This is a genomic window from Actinomadura rugatobispora (genome assembly GCF_042656285.1).
Classification (GTDB): Bacteria; Actinomycetota; Actinomycetes; order Streptosporangiales; family Streptosporangiaceae; genus Spirillospora; species Spirillospora rugatobispora.
In genome coordinates this window covers 193003-207037 of sequence record NZ_JBHSON010000004.1, presented here as the reverse complement: position 1 = coordinate 207037, position 14035 = coordinate 193003, and the positions used below count along the sequence as shown (strand labels likewise).

At 69.4% G+C, this 14035-nt stretch carries 24 protein-coding genes; 12 read left to right on the top strand and 12 right to left on the bottom strand.

What is annotated here, in order from left to right; genetic code table 11:
- Nucleotides 1-20 precede the first annotated feature (20 nt).
- The 11 genes from ACFPZN_RS04465 (at nucleotide 21) to ACFPZN_RS04415 (ending at nucleotide 7326) form a co-directional block, all read left to right on the top strand.
- On the top strand, nucleotides 21-167 hold the full coding sequence (locus ACFPZN_RS04465; protein ID WP_378280383.1) for a hypothetical protein: 147 nt from the start codon (nucleotides 21-23) through the stop codon (nucleotides 165-167).
- Nucleotides 164-1318: a DUF2637 domain-containing protein gene (locus ACFPZN_RS04460; RefSeq protein WP_378280382.1), complete on the top strand. Its 1155-nt coding sequence runs from the start codon at nucleotides 164-166 to the stop codon at nucleotides 1316-1318. The genes ACFPZN_RS04465 and ACFPZN_RS04460 overlap by 4 nt, the downstream gene beginning before the upstream one ends.
- Complete coding sequence (locus ACFPZN_RS04455; RefSeq protein ID WP_378280381.1) at nucleotides 1318-1569, top strand: hypothetical protein; 252 nt, start codon at nucleotides 1318-1320, stop codon at nucleotides 1567-1569. The genes ACFPZN_RS04460 and ACFPZN_RS04455 overlap by 1 nt, the downstream gene beginning before the upstream one ends.
- Before the next feature lies 1 nt (nucleotide 1570).
- Nucleotides 1571-1885, top strand: coding sequence for a hypothetical protein (locus tag ACFPZN_RS04450; RefSeq protein WP_378280380.1), 315 nt, complete (start codon nucleotides 1571-1573; stop codon nucleotides 1883-1885).
- Nucleotides 1886-1894: 9 nt separating this feature from the next.
- Nucleotides 1895-2266 carry a hypothetical protein gene (locus tag ACFPZN_RS04445; protein ID WP_378280379.1) on the top strand — a complete coding sequence of 124 codons (372 nt, stop codon included), beginning with the start codon at nucleotides 1895-1897 and terminating at the stop codon, nucleotides 2264-2266.
- Nucleotides 2266-4566: a DNA translocase FtsK gene (locus tag ACFPZN_RS04440; RefSeq protein ID WP_378280378.1), complete on the top strand. Its 2301-nt coding sequence runs from the start codon at nucleotides 2266-2268 to the stop codon at nucleotides 4564-4566. The genes ACFPZN_RS04445 and ACFPZN_RS04440 overlap by 1 nt, the downstream gene beginning before the upstream one ends.
- Nucleotides 4567-4873: 307 nt before the next feature.
- Nucleotides 4874-5014: a hypothetical protein gene (locus tag ACFPZN_RS04435; RefSeq protein ID WP_378280377.1), complete on the top strand. Its 141-nt coding sequence runs from the start codon at nucleotides 4874-4876 to the stop codon at nucleotides 5012-5014.
- An 8-nt stretch (nucleotides 5015-5022) separates the two neighbouring features.
- Nucleotides 5023-5310, top strand: coding sequence for a PadR family transcriptional regulator (locus ACFPZN_RS04430; protein ID WP_378280376.1), 288 nt, complete (start codon nucleotides 5023-5025; stop codon nucleotides 5308-5310).
- A 26-nt stretch (nucleotides 5311-5336) separates the two neighbouring features.
- Entirely contained in the window at nucleotides 5337-5837 is a 501-nt protein-coding gene (locus tag ACFPZN_RS04425) for a hypothetical protein (protein WP_378280375.1), read from the top strand.
- Complete coding sequence (locus ACFPZN_RS04420; RefSeq protein ID WP_378280374.1) at nucleotides 5834-6937, top strand: tyrosine-type recombinase/integrase; 1104 nt, start codon at nucleotides 5834-5836, stop codon at nucleotides 6935-6937. Before ACFPZN_RS04425 ends, ACFPZN_RS04420 begins: the two co-directional genes overlap by 4 nt.
- 14 nt (nucleotides 6938-6951) lie before the next feature.
- Nucleotides 6952-7326, top strand: a complete 375-nt coding sequence (locus ACFPZN_RS04415) for a DUF6221 family protein (protein WP_378280373.1) — start codon at nucleotides 6952-6954, stop codon at nucleotides 7324-7326.
- 72 nt (nucleotides 7327-7398) lie between these two features.
- On the opposite strand, the gene ACFPZN_RS04410 is transcribed toward ACFPZN_RS04415, so the two are convergent.
- Both ACFPZN_RS04410 and ACFPZN_RS04405 read right to left on the bottom strand, forming a co-directional pair.
- A complete protein-coding gene (locus ACFPZN_RS04410; protein ID WP_378280372.1) occupies nucleotides 7399-7707 on the bottom strand; it encodes a hypothetical protein in 309 nt (102 codons plus the stop codon).
- Nucleotides 7708-7738: 31 nt separating this feature from the next.
- Entirely contained in the window at nucleotides 7739-7996 is a 258-nt protein-coding gene (locus ACFPZN_RS04405) for a GntR family transcriptional regulator (protein WP_378280370.1), read from the bottom strand.
- Between the two features lie 272 nt (nucleotides 7997-8268).
- Between ACFPZN_RS04405 and ACFPZN_RS04400 the strand changes: the two genes are divergently transcribed.
- Nucleotides 8269-8640: a hypothetical protein gene (locus ACFPZN_RS04400; protein WP_378280369.1), complete on the top strand. Its 372-nt coding sequence runs from the start codon at nucleotides 8269-8271 to the stop codon at nucleotides 8638-8640.
- Here ACFPZN_RS04400 and ACFPZN_RS04395 read toward each other — a convergent pair whose 3' ends face one another.
- From ACFPZN_RS04395 to ACFPZN_RS04350, 10 genes are all read right to left on the bottom strand, one after another.
- Complete coding sequence (locus tag ACFPZN_RS04395; protein WP_378280368.1) at nucleotides 8641-8859, bottom strand: hypothetical protein; 219 nt, start codon at nucleotides 8857-8859, stop codon at nucleotides 8641-8643.
- Between the two features lie 380 nt (nucleotides 8860-9239).
- Entirely contained in the window at nucleotides 9240-9623 is a 384-nt protein-coding gene (locus ACFPZN_RS04390) for a hypothetical protein (RefSeq protein ID WP_378280367.1), read from the bottom strand.
- Nucleotides 9624-9770: 147 nt separating this feature from the next.
- On the bottom strand, nucleotides 9771-10559 hold the full coding sequence (locus ACFPZN_RS04385) for a CHAP domain-containing protein (protein WP_378280365.1): 789 nt from the start codon (nucleotides 10557-10559) through the stop codon (nucleotides 9771-9773).
- Nucleotides 10559-10714, bottom strand: coding sequence for a hypothetical protein (locus ACFPZN_RS04380; RefSeq protein ID WP_378280363.1), 156 nt, complete (start codon nucleotides 10712-10714; stop codon nucleotides 10559-10561). The genes ACFPZN_RS04385 and ACFPZN_RS04380 overlap by 1 nt, the downstream gene beginning before the upstream one ends.
- Nucleotides 10711-11025: a hypothetical protein gene (locus ACFPZN_RS04375; RefSeq protein ID WP_378280361.1), complete on the bottom strand. Its 315-nt coding sequence runs from the start codon at nucleotides 11023-11025 to the stop codon at nucleotides 10711-10713. The genes ACFPZN_RS04380 and ACFPZN_RS04375 overlap by 4 nt, the downstream gene beginning before the upstream one ends.
- A 13-nt stretch (nucleotides 11026-11038) precedes the next feature.
- Nucleotides 11039-11266: a hypothetical protein gene (locus tag ACFPZN_RS04370; RefSeq protein WP_378280359.1), complete on the bottom strand. Its 228-nt coding sequence runs from the start codon at nucleotides 11264-11266 to the stop codon at nucleotides 11039-11041.
- Between the two features lie 66 nt (nucleotides 11267-11332).
- Complete coding sequence (locus ACFPZN_RS04365; protein WP_378280357.1) at nucleotides 11333-12505, bottom strand: hypothetical protein; 1173 nt, start codon at nucleotides 12503-12505, stop codon at nucleotides 11333-11335.
- Nucleotides 12502-13122 carry a hypothetical protein gene (locus ACFPZN_RS04360; RefSeq protein WP_378280355.1) on the bottom strand — a complete coding sequence of 207 codons (621 nt, stop codon included), beginning with the start codon at nucleotides 13120-13122 and terminating at the stop codon, nucleotides 12502-12504. Before ACFPZN_RS04360 ends, ACFPZN_RS04365 begins: the two co-directional genes overlap by 4 nt.
- A gap of 46 nt (nucleotides 13123-13168) precedes the next feature.
- Nucleotides 13169-13708 carry a hypothetical protein gene (locus ACFPZN_RS04355; RefSeq protein ID WP_378280353.1) on the bottom strand — a complete coding sequence of 180 codons (540 nt, stop codon included), beginning with the start codon at nucleotides 13706-13708 and terminating at the stop codon, nucleotides 13169-13171.
- Entirely contained in the window at nucleotides 13708-14034 is a 327-nt protein-coding gene (locus ACFPZN_RS04350; RefSeq protein WP_378280351.1) for a hypothetical protein, read from the bottom strand. The genes ACFPZN_RS04355 and ACFPZN_RS04350 overlap by 1 nt, the downstream gene beginning before the upstream one ends.
- Nucleotide 14035: the final 1 nt, after the last annotated feature.

Here is a 14035-nt window from a genome sequence, read left to right as displayed (position 1 = left end):
GGACCGAAGGAATCACCCCGATGGCGAAACTGCCCGGCCAGGACACCGAGGCGGCCCGCAAGTTCCGGGCCCTGCGCGACGCCGGATACGACGGCCCCATCGACCAGGACGGCAACAAGGCCGAGACCGGCCGGGCCGCCGAGATCCTCAAGGACATGCGCAAATGACCGAACCCACCAAGCGCCGCGTCACCGGCCGGCACGTCGGCTACACCACCGCCCTCGCCGCCGGCGTCGCCGTCTTCGCCAGCGGCACCGCCACGAGCTTCGCCAACCTCGCCCGCTACGCCCGCGAACACGGCTGGATCTGGGGCCCCGCCCTCCCTCTCGGCCTGGACCTGGGCATCTTCGCGCTGCTGCTGTTGGACTGGCTGCGGCCATCGGCATTCCTGCGCACCTCGGCGTGGGTGCTCACCGCCGGGACCGTGCTGGCCAACTACGCCGTCACCGACGGCGACCGCACCGACCGGGCCCTGCACGCCATTGTCATCCTGGTCGCGGTCATCATCTTCGAGGCGGCCCGGCACCTGCGGGACGACGATTCGACCCGCATGGGCAAGATCCGCCTGTCCCGGTGGGCTCTGTCCCCGATCCGCACGGCCCGCCTGTGGCGCCGCATGGTGCTGTGGGAGATCACCTCCTACAGCGAGGCGCTGACCCGCGAGTCCGCGATCCTGCACGCCAGGACCGTCCTCACGGCGCACTACGGCAAGCAGTACTGGATCACCGCCCGCCGCAAGGTCCCTCTCACGCTGCGGCACCAGCTCGCGACCGGACAGATCCCCTCCTCAGTCCTGCTGGGACTCGACACACAGGACGCGGTCAGAGCGTGGGTCCGCGAGGCCCTCGCCGAACTGACCGCCACGCCCTCCCCGGACCCCGTCGAGGGGGCGGGGTCCGGGGAGGTCCCGGCCGAGGACTCTGCGGCGCCCGAGCCGAACCGGTGGGACCTCATCTGGGACCTCCAGGACTCGCTGCGTCCCGACGGGGTTCCGGCGGAGGTTTTCGCGCAGGCGATCGGGCTGGCGCGGCACCACTTCGAGCAGGTGGGGACGCATATGCGGAACGAGGACTTGGCGGAGCGACTCAGGATCGCCAAGGCCCGCGCCAATGCGATCGGGAAGGTGATCCGGACCTCGCATTCCGAGGGGCCGGACCTCCAGGTCCGAACCCAGGACTCCGATCAGGTGCCCACCCCCGCCGTTGAGGCGTCGGCCGCGGAGGGCTGGGACCTGGGCGGGGAGTCGGGTCCCGAGTGGGGTCTGACCGGCCCGCTGACCAACGGCAGGGCGCTGGCAACGCGGGCCGGTGAGTCCTGATGCGCTTCGACTCCAGTCCTCGCCGCTACAGCGCGGTCCGAGCGCGCTGGCACAAGGTCCGCGCCACCGTACGAGGCGCCGCCGCGGTCCTCGGCTGCCTCGCCACCGCAGCCGACCACCTCGCCACCGCAGTCCTCGGGATCGGCCCCCTGTCGCCCCGGGTCCGCCGCCTAGGCCAGGTGCTCGCCGCCGAGTACCGCGCCGGCTACCTCGGTGCCATCACCATCCGCACCGACGAGGAGGCCCGCTGAGATGGCCCGCCGCAACATCACCGAACTGTCGGAGATCGAGTTCCGCGGTTCGCTCGGCGAGGCGTTCGCCCGCTACGGCGAGGAACTGGAGTCGCTGGGCCAGCGGTGGGCGTTCGAGTTCGAGCTCGCCGCCGGGGACGCCGAGGCCGCGATGGCGAGCCTGCACGGCCAGTGGTGGCTGCTCGGCCTGGACGTGCGGGTGAAGGCGCACCGGGTCGCCAAGCGGCTCAAGCGCGCCTCGGAGGCCGCCGACGGCATGGGCAAGCAGGGCGCCAAGTTCGTGCGCGCCTACGAGAAGAACTTCCTGAACGAGTGAGGCAGAGGCATGGGGACTGGTGAGCAGCGGATGAACGAGATCGGCGAGATCGCGTTCCGCGGCAGGGTCGGGCAGAACGTCGCCGACTACGCCCGCGCCAACCAGCGGTTCGCGCACGACATGGCGCAGGAGCTGGTGAACGGCGCCGAAGCCGCGGCCAGAGCGATGCGGAAGTTGGACGGGCATCCGGGCCTGTTCGGCGTTGACGTGCGGCTTCGCGCCCGCAGGGTGGCGCGCAAGCTCCGCAAGGCCGAGAAGCTCGCGCTCGGTGTCAGCGCGGAGGTCGTGAGGTTCAACCAGCAGTACCGCCGGGAGTTCCTGGAGCCCCGCTCCACCGGGGGCAGCAAGAACCGGCGGTGGCACGGGGGGGTCGATCTGTGATGGCGCGTAAGCAGCAGTTGGAGGTGGCCCAGCAGGAGGGCCTGGAGCGGATCGTGGTGTCCGCGGTGTCCAAGGTTGGCGTGCTGGTGCCGCCGTGGATCGTGCTGGTGCTGCTGTACGTGGTGGGGGAGGTCTCACATCAGGTGTGGGGTGAGGCGCCGGCGGTGACGTGGACAACGATGGCCGGTACCGCGTTGACGATGCTGCTCACTGCCCTGACCTGGGCGGTCTCGCACCATCGCAGCATGCTGGGCCGTTGGCATTCCACCCTCACCACCGGGGGCGCCGGCATGTGGTTCGTAACCGCGAACATCGTGGGCGTCACGCATCCGGTGACCGGCGGCATGGCGTTCTTCGGTGGCGGCGCCCTCGCGATCGCGTGGAACATCCGCGCGGTGATCCGTCAGAGCCCGGCCGAGGACGGCAACATCGACGCGCTCGGGTCGATGTTCGACAGGGCAAAGGCGTCGTTCGGGCTGTCGGGTGCGAAGGTGAAGACGACCGAGGTCAGCGAGCACAAGGTCAAGGGGCAGATGGCTCTCCCGGCCGGGGAGAAGACCGTCGAGGATGTGCAGAAGAAGACCGAGTACATCGAGTCGGGCATGCAGTTCCCGCCCGGCAGCGTCGTCATCACCAGGGACAAGACCGATGCGTCCAAGGCCAACATCACGGTGACAAATCCGCTGGTCATGGACTCGCCGATCCCTTGGCCGGGACCGTCACGACCAGGCGGTAGCATCGCCGATCCTCTGCGGGTGGGGATCTTTCAGGACTCCGACCCGATGGAGATGCGGGTCCCCGGTAACAACCTGCAGATCATGGGCGCCAGCGGCAGTGGCAAGAGCATGGGCGGCGGCTGGAACACTCTCGCCGAGGCCATGAGCAGGCGCGACGTGGCGATCTTCGCCGTCGACCTGTCGAAGGCCACCCAGACACTCGGCCCCCTTGAGCCGGGCCTGCATCGTCTGCAGACCGGCAAGGCCGGTATCTCGAAGTTCATTCGGGACCTGCACGAGGAGATCCCCAAGCGGACGAAATGGCTGGGTGACCACGACTACAACGACTGGGAGCCCGGCTGTGGCCTGCTGTACTGGCTGGTGCTGTTCGAGGAGATCGCGAAGATCTTCGATGAGCTCGGGAACAAGGACCAGGAGCTGATCGAGCAGATCACCAAGGAGATCAGGTCCGCAGGCGGCCGGGTCATCATGTCGTTGCAACGCAGCACGCACGGCGAGATGCCGACCATCATCCGCTCGCAGATGGCGTTCATGTGCTTCGGCCTCAACGCCTCCTCTGATGCCGAGTACGGCCTGTCAGAGCGGCAGCAGCGCGCCGAGGTCAGCCCCGAGATGTGGGGCGCGGGTCGCAAGGAGCACCAGGGCAAGGCGTACCTAGACGCCGATGGCGTGGACGACCAGCACTTCGCGATGCCGGGCCGTACGTTCGCGTGGGGTTCGACTGCGAAGGAAGCGGCGACGAATATGCGGGCGTACGCCGAGCAGTGGCCCGCAGCGAGCAAGGACATGGACGAGTTCACCGCCCGGTTGGCCCGTCTCCCCGAAGGCGCGGCTGTGAAGGTCCCGCAACTCCCGCCGCCGGCATCGCCTGGTGCCGCGCCGCGCCCCAGCGACGGCGACCAGGCCGACGACCGCGACGACGATGAGACCGAGGTCGATGAGGCGTTCGCCGAGCTCCTGGCCCAAGCCGCCGAAATCGTCACCGTGACCCAGCACGCGTCCACGCAGATGCTGCAGCGCAAGCTGAGGATCGGGCACGAGGTGTGTCTGCGGGTGATGGAGGCGCTGGAGCGGGCGAAGATCGTCGGCCCCGTCGGCGGCGACGGCGCCCGGAAGGTTCTGATGTCCGTCGACGATGCGCGCGACGTCATCGACGAGCTGCGCGAGGAGGGCGACCCGGTCTCCGAGTACGTCCGCACTGAGGACCCGGACCCGACCATCACCGCCGGCCCGAGCGACCCGGTCATCGCTCCTTCGCCGGAGGAGAACCAGTTGGAGACCGAGCCGTTGGTGGGCGGGCGGATGTCGCCGGAGGCGGCTCGGCGGTTGGTTACCGACTGGGTTCGGCACCGGCACGCGACCGACCGGGTGACGTTCAAGGCGACCGACTCCGAGTTGCAGGCCATTCGGGAGCGGACCGGTAACGAGTCGCGGACGTGGATCAACAACGTGCTGGACCGGCTCCACCGGGATGGGGTGCTGGAGAAGGAGGGCTCTGGCCGGGGCACCACCTTCAAGATCGTGAACGTGGGCGCTCTCGACGACGCACCGGTCCCGGCATGATCGCCGGGGCTGTGACGAAGTGGTTCGTCACGGGCGGGGGGCTGGGGGGAGGGTTTCCCAGGTCAGGGCTTTGTCACGGGCCTGTGACGAAGGCCGTGACGAGCCGTGACGAAGGCTCTGTGACGACCGTGACGAACCGGCGTGACGAACTTCCTGCCCCCGCGTGGGATCCCCCAATCAAGATCGTTAACGCGCTTGCGCGCAATTCCACGCGCAGCCGTACGCGCGTACGCGCACGCGTGCGCCCGCCCAAACGAGGAGCGGCCATGACCCCCCAGATACTCCCCCGTCCCGCCGGCGGTGGGCGGTGAGCGCCGGCGCAGGCATCACCGTCCTCGTCGCCGCGGCAACCGGGCTGCTCATGTACGTCGGCACCCACCACATCCCGGCGTCGGTCGGCACGGGAGTGGCCGTGCTCGTCGTGGTCTGGCTGGGAGGCCGCTCATGACTGTCCGGATGACGCTGCAGACGCGGCTGCTGCTGTCGGCGTTCGATGGTGAGGACCGGGAGTGGTACGGCCGCGAGCTGGTGGCGGCGACTCGTTTGCCGCAGGGGACGGTGTATCCGATGCTCGCCCGTCTGGAGCGGGCGGGGTGGGTGTCGGGTCGGGTGGAGTCGGCAGGTGAGCGGGGTGGGGAGGCGCGTCCGCCGCGACGGTATCTGCGGTTGACGGAGGCGGGTGTGGTGGCGGCGCGGGCTGCGTTGGTGTCGCTGCCGTCGAGGGTTCTGGAGGCCGCCTCGTAGGCGGTCAGTGAGGAAGGGAGCAGAGCATGAGTACGACAGCAGCGCGGCCCGCGGTGGAGGCGTGGCCGGAGGGCGTCATCGCCCGGTACCTGACCGTCGGCGGCGCCACCGTCGACACCGGCGCCTATGAGAAGACCGACCGCGACACGACCCTGCAGTCCACGTGCTGGGGATGCCGGGAGAGCACGCTGAGCTCGGACGGCCTGTCCGCCTACGCAAGCTCCGAGGAGCGATTGGCGGCGGCGCTGCGGGCTGCGCGGCAGTGGAGCCAGGCGCACGCCGAGCGGTGCCGCGCCCTGCCCCACCCGTTTGGACCCTTCGCCGACGAGATCGGTCCCCGGCGGGTGAGTGGCCGGTACTACAGCCACGTCAGCGGCAATGAGTACGAGGTCCTCGACATCCAGACGGAGCGGTCGTTCTGGCCGCCATGGCAGATCACCGTCCGACTGCTTACTGGGGATCGGGTGGGTGATGTGGTGTCGCATTGCACAGCGTGGGATGCCAAGCGGGATCGGGTCCTGTCGTGAGTGATCACCTGTCGACGCGGGCGCCCTCCGAATCGGATTCGGGGGGCGTCCCCGTCTCCGCGCCTGAGACTGGCGTCTCACCGTTGATAAGTTCCCTTATCAACGGTCAGCAGAATCCGGCTCTAGAGGAGCATTCGGACTCGGGTCTCACGCTCGCCGAGACGGAGCGTCTCGCCCTCCTCGACGCCGGAGCCGACCACTACGCCCAGACGCTCCGCCCACCGAACACGGTCCGGGCCTACGAACGCGCCTGGCGACGGTGGGACGAGTTCTGTGACATCGTCTCCCTGCCGCCGGACACGGTGTCCCGCGGAATGCTCGCCGGGTTCGTCCGCTGGCGCTGGCTCGCCGGCGACTCCCCCGCCACCATCGACACCACCCTCGGCGGCATCGCCACTGGCCTCCGCGACCGAGGCGTGCCCGTCGACCGCGACGTCACCCGCAAGGCCCGCGAGATCCTCCGCCACGAAGCCCGCCAGGCGGCCGAGGCCGGCGAATTCCGCCGCGGCCGCGGGCAGGCCCCCGCGGTGACGATTCCCCAACTCCGGGAAATGTCGGCCGCGTGCCCCGACGACCTGGGCGGCTTGCGCGATCGGGCGCTGCTGGTCGTTGGGTTCAGCATCGCAGCGAGGCGTTCCGAGCTCGCCGGGCTGCTGGTCGCCGACATCACCTTGGAGCAGAACGGCCTACGGGTGACGACGCGGTTCGGGAAGAAAGGTGGCAGGTCAGTGGGGGTTGCGCGGGGGCGCAATACCCTGACCGATCCCGTGCGGGCATGGCTGGCCTGGCGGGAAGCCGCGGAATCGGAGCCGGCAGATCCGGCGCTGCGGTGCGTCGACCGGTGGAATCATCTGGGCGGGGCGATGTCGCCACGAGCTGTCGGTGAGCGGGTCACCGTGTGCGCGGAGAGGGCCAGCTTCGAGGACATCACGGGGCACAGTCTGCGGGCCGGTCTGGCGACGTCGGCGCGGCGGGCGGGGAAGCCGATCGAGAAGATCGCCGACCAGGGTGGGTGGGCTCGGAACTCGGCGGCGCTGCTGGAGTACATCCGGAGCGTGGACCAATGGGAAGACAACGCGACCGCAGACATCGGACTGTGAAGGAGACTGACGCGATGACCCTGGTGGAGTTCCTCAAGGCCCGACTCGACGAGGACGCATGGAACAACCGCATCGATCCCAAAGAGTCGTGGCAGGTCGAGCACAACGACGACGCCGTCTCGCCCTCCAGGGTCGCCTTCCCGCCCTCCCGGGTCGTCGGCCGCGGCCACTACCTGCTCTGGGACGCGCCAGAATCGATCGCCGCCCACATCGCCCGGCATGATCCTCGGCGCGTGGCGGCCGACGTCGAAGCTAAGCGGCGGCTTATCGAGCAGCACACCGGCTACTACGGCGGTGGGGACGATGAGTTCTGGCCGGTGCAGACCCTCCGTCTACTTGCGCTGCCGTACTCCGACCATCCCGACTACCAGGAGGAATGGCGCCCCTGAGACCCCTCAATCCCGCTCCGAAAAGAGGAAGCCGCCCGCCCGCTCAACACGAGCAGGCGGGCGGTCCCATGCTCACCGCAACCCGGACGGCGGCGCCTCCCCGCCAGCCGAGCGCACAATCGCCGTCACCGCCTCACGCCCATACACCGGCTGCACCACCCGCCCTCGTTTCTCGAACGGCCGCGCCACCGTGAACCCCGCCCGCGCAATCACCTGCCGCAGGAACTCCAGCTCGCCGGGCGGCACGAAGATCCGCACCTCCCAGCCCTTGTGATACCGCCAGCCCTCCGCGCGCAGCCGCTCGGGGATCGGGCCGCGGACGTAGCCGTGCAGGGAGTAGTAGAGGCCGAGGGTGAGGATTGCGGACTCCTGGGCATCCATGCCGGGATGCTAGACGTGACCAGCAAGCTTGTCAGGAGCCGGCGGGCTCCTCGTCTTCCGGCTCCGAGACGAACGTCCCTCGTTGCGGCACGGTGTAGACCCACCCCTGCTGGCGCATGTAGGCGACGGCTCGTCGGGCTGTGACGCGGGCGACGCCGAACTCCTGGACCATGGTCGACTCGGACGGGATGCGCCGTCTGGGGGCGATCTGCCCGGCATCTATGCGCGCTTTGATGATGTGCGCTATCTGCTGGTAGACGGGCACGTCGGCGTCATGATCCACGGTCACGCGGGACAACGTAGAGGTACCTAAACGATCAACGTTGTTGATCTACGTATGCAGTCGTAGGTAGACGTAGGCATACGAGTTGCCTAGCCTCGAAGGAACCACACCCGTCTGTTAGGGGTGGTCAGGTCAGCGCCCCGGCCCCTCGCGTTTGGCTGGGAACCACGGGCCGGGGCGCGCGACCAGCCGTGGCCGGGGCGGGCCAGCCGGTAACCCCCGCGGGCCGGCGCGCGTCCCACAGGACACCAGCCGTCCGCTCACCCGGGAGCCCCCTGATGCGTCTCGCCGTCGCCGCCGCCCTTCTCGCCCTCGCGCCGCTGGCCGGCTGCAGCGGAGGTACGGACAGCGCTGGAGGGGTGACGCCGTCCCCTACTCCGACCCCGTCGCCGACGGTTCAGCTCGACTCGCATGCACGGTTGGCGTGTGAGCAGCTCGACCAGGCGGTGCGCAAGCGCGCGGAGGGTGGGAGTGGGGCGGAGTTGGAGGCCGGGCTGATGGAGTTCAGGGCGGTGACGTCGGCGAAGCAGACGGAGGTGGTTGGCATGTATGACCTGGCGAAGAACTTCACTGGGGAGAACGAGACGGGTGATCGAGTGGAGCGGGAGTTGCGTTGGTGGTGTCAGAAGAACTGGGCGCCTGGGCGGTAGCTAGTGTGCGGGTGTGTTGCGCCGGTTGGGGTGGCCGCCGCCGATGTGGGGCGGCTCGTACCGCACGCTGGTGATGCCGTACGCGTGGCAGGTCCAGCACTGCAGGGATCTGTGGCCTTTGTGTGCGGCCCATGCTGGCGGGCAGGTGCACGGCGACCAGCCGACGAGCACGTCGCCCGGGGTGAGCGGGTGGCCGTACGGGCAGGTGGGGGACCACATCCGCCCAGCCTGCGCCATACCTGCTGGTCAGGGCAAGACGAAACGGCCCGCCCCCGAAGGGACGGGCCGTTCGGCGTCCGGAGTCGAACCGGAGTCCATGCCGGATAGTCCCCGACCGCTCTGTACCCCTTGAGCTACGCCCGTGCGCTGGCAACGTGGCCGCGGAAACGGCTGGTGTCGCCTCGCCCCCGTGATCAGCGGGGAACCGGCCAGCGCAGTTGGCCTACGTCAATCGTAAGCGACGGCACCTGACCTGCTTCTAGAACAAGCATCCCACCCGAGATGCTTATGAAATAAGCACGAATGCAAGACGCCCGGACGTGCAAGAGCGCCCGCCCTCCGCCGAAGCAGAGGACGGGCGCCCACACCCGGACCAGTCGTCACGTCCCAGGCGGCCCCACCGGCGTCACCTTCCGCACCCTGCTCCCGTCCGGCGCCACCGGGGCCGTCACCTGCGTCCGCAGCCACGCGGCCAGCAGCGCGGTCAGCAGAGCACCCGCCGTCGCGATCCGTTCCTGCGACAGGTCCCACCCGAAGCTCACGCCGAGCTGGAGCACGGCGGTCAGGAGCCCGGCGGCCGCGGCGACGATCTGGTCGCGAGCCACCGACAGGGCGACGAGCAGGCCCATGGCGGCGGTGGCAGCGGCGTTGATGAGCGCCTGGTGCTCCTCGTTCAGGTCGACGCCCCAGGCGACGAGGAACTGGACGGCGATGGCGACGAGGCCCAGCCAGATGGCCGGGTCGCGGCCGAGGAACTTGGGCATTGCGACCTCCTTGGGTCACAGGACCGGTTTCCGGCCCGATTTCATACCGGCTGATATACCGGCGGCATGTTTGTGCAGGTGAGGGCGAACCTAAAGAATGCGTGTGAAGAATTCACGCCTTCTCTTAAGGTTCCGAACGGGGCTCGGTCAGACGGCGTCCTCGGCGTTGCCACCGTGCGCGATGAACAGCGCCCTGGCTGAGTGGTGGCCGTAGATGCCGTCCTGCTCCAGCTTCTGCCCGCGCTCGTCGCGGTGCTTGGACTGGAAGTCGCGCAGAGCCGCGTCGGTGATCGGGCCGAAGTCGTCACCCGCCGTGGGGATGGAGTAGCCCAGGCCCTTCAGGGCGTCCTGCAGCCAGCGGACCCTCGCGCCCTCCATGCCCCGCTTCAGAAACGGGGTCGCCCACGGCACCCGGACGCGGCGACCGGCGACCGTGGACTGCACGTCCCAGTAGTTCGGCTTCGGGGCGTCGTACTTCGGGCGGCCGTACCCGGCGATGACCGTGTACGACCGCACGCGCCGCAGGCACTGGTCGCCCGTGTTCCCCTCGATGGTCTGGACCCGGCCGCCGCCGAGCGCCTTCTCGATGACGCCCACGTGGTCGATCGCGCCGACCGAGTCGGCGCCGCCCCAGTCGAAGAACACGATGTCGCCCGGCTTGGCCGCGTCCACGTTCGCGGCGGTGCCCTTGTACCAGCGGCCCGCCTTCTGGAAGTCCTGGGCGTGCCACACCGTGTACGCGCGGTCGCCGCCCGGCAGCACCGCGGCCGTGTTCCCCGAGTGCCGCGCCCAGTAGGTCACCGCCATGTCGCACCAGGCCGCGGTCAGGAACTCCGAGCCGTGACGGTTGGCGTACTCGCGGGTGATGACGTTCGGGCGCCTCGCGATGCCGATGCTCGCGCGGGCCTGCCTGAGCATCTCGGCCGCCGTACCCATCAGGCCCCCTCTCCGAGGTAGAGGCCCCGGATGCGCTCGCCGTACAGGCCGCGCAGCACGGCCTCCTCGTCGTCCTCGGTGGCGTTGTGCGCCGCCGGGTCCTCGTCGACGTCCCGCTCCACCAGCTCGGCCTCGCTCATCTCTTCTTCGCTCATCTCTTCGTCTCCTTGCAGCCGAACTGCTGATACAGCCTCTGGTCGGCGGCCAGTTGCTCCCGGCCCCGCGCGGTTGTCGGCGGCGGCTCCGGGTTGATCCGCAGTTCCAGCCACGCGCACACCACCGCGAGGGTCTGCCGCTGCGACGCCTCCTGCGCCCGCTTCTCCCGCTGCTGCTGCTCGGCCTGCCGCTGATCGCCCTGTCGCTGCACGTAGCTCGTGAACGCCACGTTCGCGAGCGTGATCAGCACCGCCGTCACCAGCACCATCAGCACCGACCACCGGGCCCGCAGCGCGCCCGTGGGCGTCACGACGCCCCTCATGTCAGCGCGCAGTGGTAGACGATGAAGGCGGCTGCGAGGAGGGCGGCAGAGAAGGAGGCGGCGACGACGGCGGCTCGATACCGCCAGGCCCGTGCCTCGCCAGGGTCAGAGCCCCAGCCAGACCCGGAAACGCCACCAGCGCCACGTACAGGATCAGGAGCTCGACCGAAGGCTTGTCCTTCAGTGCCTCCAAAATGAACGCGCCGCTGGGCAGCACCAGCAGCAACACGTCTCGCAGGACCGTCACCCACGCCGGGCCACGCCACACCCGATCACATCCTCTCGTTATTGCAGGTCAGGCAACGCTCAGCGACCAACCGTCGGCCGCGAAGGTCGAGACGGTCCCGGCGGTCTGCTGCTGGATGAGCTTGGTCCCGCCGTTGGGGGCCATCGGCGCGACCACCCGCACGCCGCGGGCGGTGCTGGTGGCGTAGATCGCGGGCGTCGTCGAGGGGGTGTGCCCGGCCTGCGCGTCGAACCCGCTGAACTGGGGCGTCATGAAGGTGACGTCGGCCGCGGCCCCGCGGATGAACACCTGCCCGCGGTCGGCCGGCGTGCGGCCCGTGGCGGCCGGGTTGACGGCGTTGCCGAAGAACCACGCCTTGTCGAACGTGATGCCTCTGCCCCCGGTGATGAGGACCGCAGCACCCTGGCACGCCCTCGTGGCGTCCCGGCCGGTGGAGTCGAGTTTGGTGCCGGTGAACGTGAGCCCGCCGTACCCGCCGTCGATCCTGATCCCTGTGGCCTTCTCAGGCGTGATGTACAGCGGGCCCACGTCCGTCCTGCTCATGTGGGGGAAGTGCAGGTAGAACCGGTCCGCGGCGAGCTTCGTCGAGGACAGGTATCCGCCGGTCAGCCAGTAGTAGTTGTCCGACCCGGCCAGGCGGAACTGCGTGTCCGTGCCCTCGTTGCAGTACGTCCGGTCGATGCGGCACCGCAGGTGGCGGGCGTGCATGACGGTGGCGAACCCGACCCAGGCCAGGTCGATGAACGTGGCGTCCTGGACGCGGGGCCCGTTCGCCAGGTCGGTCACCGGCACCTGGAAGTGCGTGGACGCCGAGGCAGCGCGGAACTGGATGCCGGAGATCCAGATGTTTCGCACCTCGCCAGCGGGCACAGCGAACAGCGCCGACCCGCCCACCCGGACCACGCTGTGCGGACCCGTCATGGCGAACTCGCGCTCCCCGCTCCCCAGCGACCCCACGAGGCGCAGCCCTGGGAAGTACGGGTACGGCCCCTTGGAAAGGCTGTACTCACGGTTGCCGAGCACGATGGCCGGCGGCCGCGTCTGCGCCCTGGCGTAGCTGAACGCCGCGGCAAGCCTGTCATCGTCGGTCTTGCCCACGAAGGCATCGAAAGGCGCCCCGTACGTGGCCTCGTGCAGGCCGACGCGGTCGCCGATACCGTCGAGGGCCGTCTCCAGAGACAGGCCGAAGCGGGTGTCGGGCGCCTCGTAAGGGACGGTCACCGAGGCCAGACCTTCAGGCGGCCCTGCGCCCGCCACACGTGCCCCGGATAGGGCAGGTCGTAGCCGGGGACGAGGATGCTGCCGTCGGGGCGCTGGCCGTGGTACTGGGCGATCGCGACCCGCAGGCACTCGTCGGCCTTGACCTCCTCGGCCGTCCAGTGGAAGGTAACGTGCGCGTTGCAGGACCGGTGCCCGGGCGCGTCCGGGATGACGTTCCCGCTGCTGTCCCAAACGAGGTCGTCGTGGTGCAGCGGGGCGTAGTACTCCTGGGAGAACATCTGCGCGGTCATGTTGACCAGGGAGTAGTCGGCGGTCTTGTACTTCAGCAGCCGGATCTGGAACTCGGTCCGCTCGTCGGGCGCCGGCGCCCACAGGTCCCGGATCCACAGGCTGACCGTGCCGTCCACCAGCGCCCCGGAGGAGCCGATGTTCGGGCCCCACACGATGGACACGCCGCCGGCGTCGGAGTGGTGGGACTTGGGGTCCTCCAGGTCCTCGGAGAAGTGGACCAGCAGCGGGTTGCCGCCGATGGCGGGGTCGTGGGAGGGGATGGGATGGATCGAGTCGCCGGTCTTGTAGCCGTAGCGGATGCGGATCGGCTGGAAGGGCAGGGGCATGAGGCACTCCTCACGGAAGATGGTGTCGGCTGGGGAGGCGTCGTGGTCAGAGCGGGATGACGAGCATCTGCCGGTCGGTGAATGTCCCCGTACCGGAGTTGATTTTGTATTTGACGGTGAAGGTGTTCGACCCCGGCGTGAGCGTGGTAAACGTCGTGAACGCCGCCGACCGGAACTGCTGCGATGCGGGCAACCCGTCCATATACAGGTCCTCGGAGTCCGACGCCGCGATCGACGAGGCACCCGACACCTCCACCGCACACCGGGTCGCCGCGTTGGCCAGGGAGTTCTGGATCTGGGCCTCGAAGAACACGATCGCCCGCGTGCCCGTGGTCACGGTGACCTGCGGCCCCACCGTCGACAGGTCGGTGTACGACGACGAGGTGGTGGACTGAGCAACGTTCACCGAGTGCGACCCGACCGTCCGCGCGGCCAACGCGTTCGCACCCGTCGACACGAAGATCTGCCCCGCCGCGGTCGCCTTCGCCACGGCGGTTTCCAGCAGATTGTCGCGGACGTGCTGGTTGAACTGGGCCGCGGTGAACGCGGTGTTCGCCACGGCCGTCATCGGCGCCGTCCACGCCATCAGCGCACCCCCCTCACGCCGTACATCTCTCCCTCGGCCAGCAGGTCCGCAGCCGTCTGCCCGTGCGGGCACCCGGCCCGGACCGCGAGCTCGTGTCCAGTCGGGAACCAGTTCCGCGTCGCGGGCACCGGCCGCCGCATCAACGCCGCCCAGATGTCGTCGGCGTCGGGCGGCCACTCGATCGGCGCATCAAGGCCACACCCGTCCGGGACGGTCGTGCACGAGAACCGTGCCTGCCGCGGCTGCAGCTCCAGGGCGTTCGTGCAGAACTCGCGTGGGCATCCGGCCACCCATCGGCCGTGGTTGACGTAGGCGCGTGCGATCAAC

What these genes read in the sequence shown, in the direction of transcription:
- ACFPZN_RS04425 (WP_378280375.1), top strand. Translation starts at nt 5,337, where the DNA reads ATGAGTACGACAGCAGCGCGGCCCGCGGTGGAGGCGTGGCCGGAGGGC.
- ACFPZN_RS04360 (WP_378280355.1), bottom strand. Translation starts at nt 13,122, where the DNA reads ATGCCCCTGCCCTTCCAGCCGATCCGCATCCGCTACGGCTACAAGACC.
- ACFPZN_RS04430 (WP_378280376.1), top strand. Translation starts at nt 5,023, where the DNA reads ATGACGCTGCAGACGCGGCTGCTGCTGTCGGCGTTCGATGGTGAGGAC.
- ACFPZN_RS04455 (WP_378280381.1), top strand. Translation starts at nt 1,318, where the DNA reads ATGCGCTTCGACTCCAGTCCTCGCCGCTACAGCGCGGTCCGAGCGCGC.
- ACFPZN_RS04440 (WP_378280378.1), top strand. Translation starts at nt 2,266, where the DNA reads ATGGCGCGTAAGCAGCAGTTGGAGGTGGCCCAGCAGGAGGGCCTGGAG.
- ACFPZN_RS04395 (WP_378280368.1), bottom strand. Translation starts at nt 8,859, where the DNA reads ATGTGGTCCCCCACCTGCCCGTACGGCCACCCGCTCACCCCGGGCGAC.
- ACFPZN_RS04465 (WP_378280383.1), top strand. Translation starts at nt 21, where the DNA reads ATGGCGAAACTGCCCGGCCAGGACACCGAGGCGGCCCGCAAGTTCCGG.
- ACFPZN_RS04380 (WP_378280363.1), bottom strand. Translation starts at nt 10,714, where the DNA reads ATGAGCGAAGAAGAGATGAGCGAGGCCGAGCTGGTGGAGCGGGACGTC.
- ACFPZN_RS04445 (WP_378280379.1), top strand. Translation starts at nt 1,895, where the DNA reads ATGGGGACTGGTGAGCAGCGGATGAACGAGATCGGCGAGATCGCGTTC.
- ACFPZN_RS04450 (WP_378280380.1), top strand. Translation starts at nt 1,571, where the DNA reads ATGGCCCGCCGCAACATCACCGAACTGTCGGAGATCGAGTTCCGCGGT.
- ACFPZN_RS04355 (WP_378280353.1), bottom strand. Translation starts at nt 13,708, where the DNA reads ATGGCGTGGACGGCGCCGATGACGGCCGTGGCGAACACCGCGTTCACC.
- ACFPZN_RS04385 (WP_378280365.1), bottom strand. Translation starts at nt 10,559, where the DNA reads ATGGGTACGGCGGCCGAGATGCTCAGGCAGGCCCGCGCGAGCATCGGC.
- ACFPZN_RS04390 (WP_378280367.1), bottom strand. Translation starts at nt 9,623, where the DNA reads ATGCCCAAGTTCCTCGGCCGCGACCCGGCCATCTGGCTGGGCCTCGTC.
- ACFPZN_RS04415 (WP_378280373.1), top strand. Translation starts at nt 6,952, where the DNA reads ATGACCCTGGTGGAGTTCCTCAAGGCCCGACTCGACGAGGACGCATGG.
- ACFPZN_RS04400 (WP_378280369.1), top strand. Translation starts at nt 8,269, where the DNA reads ATGCGTCTCGCCGTCGCCGCCGCCCTTCTCGCCCTCGCGCCGCTGGCC.
- ACFPZN_RS04410 (WP_378280372.1), bottom strand. Translation starts at nt 7,707, where the DNA reads ATGGATGCCCAGGAGTCCGCAATCCTCACCCTCGGCCTCTACTACTCC.
- ACFPZN_RS04460 (WP_378280382.1), top strand. Translation starts at nt 164, where the DNA reads ATGACCGAACCCACCAAGCGCCGCGTCACCGGCCGGCACGTCGGCTAC.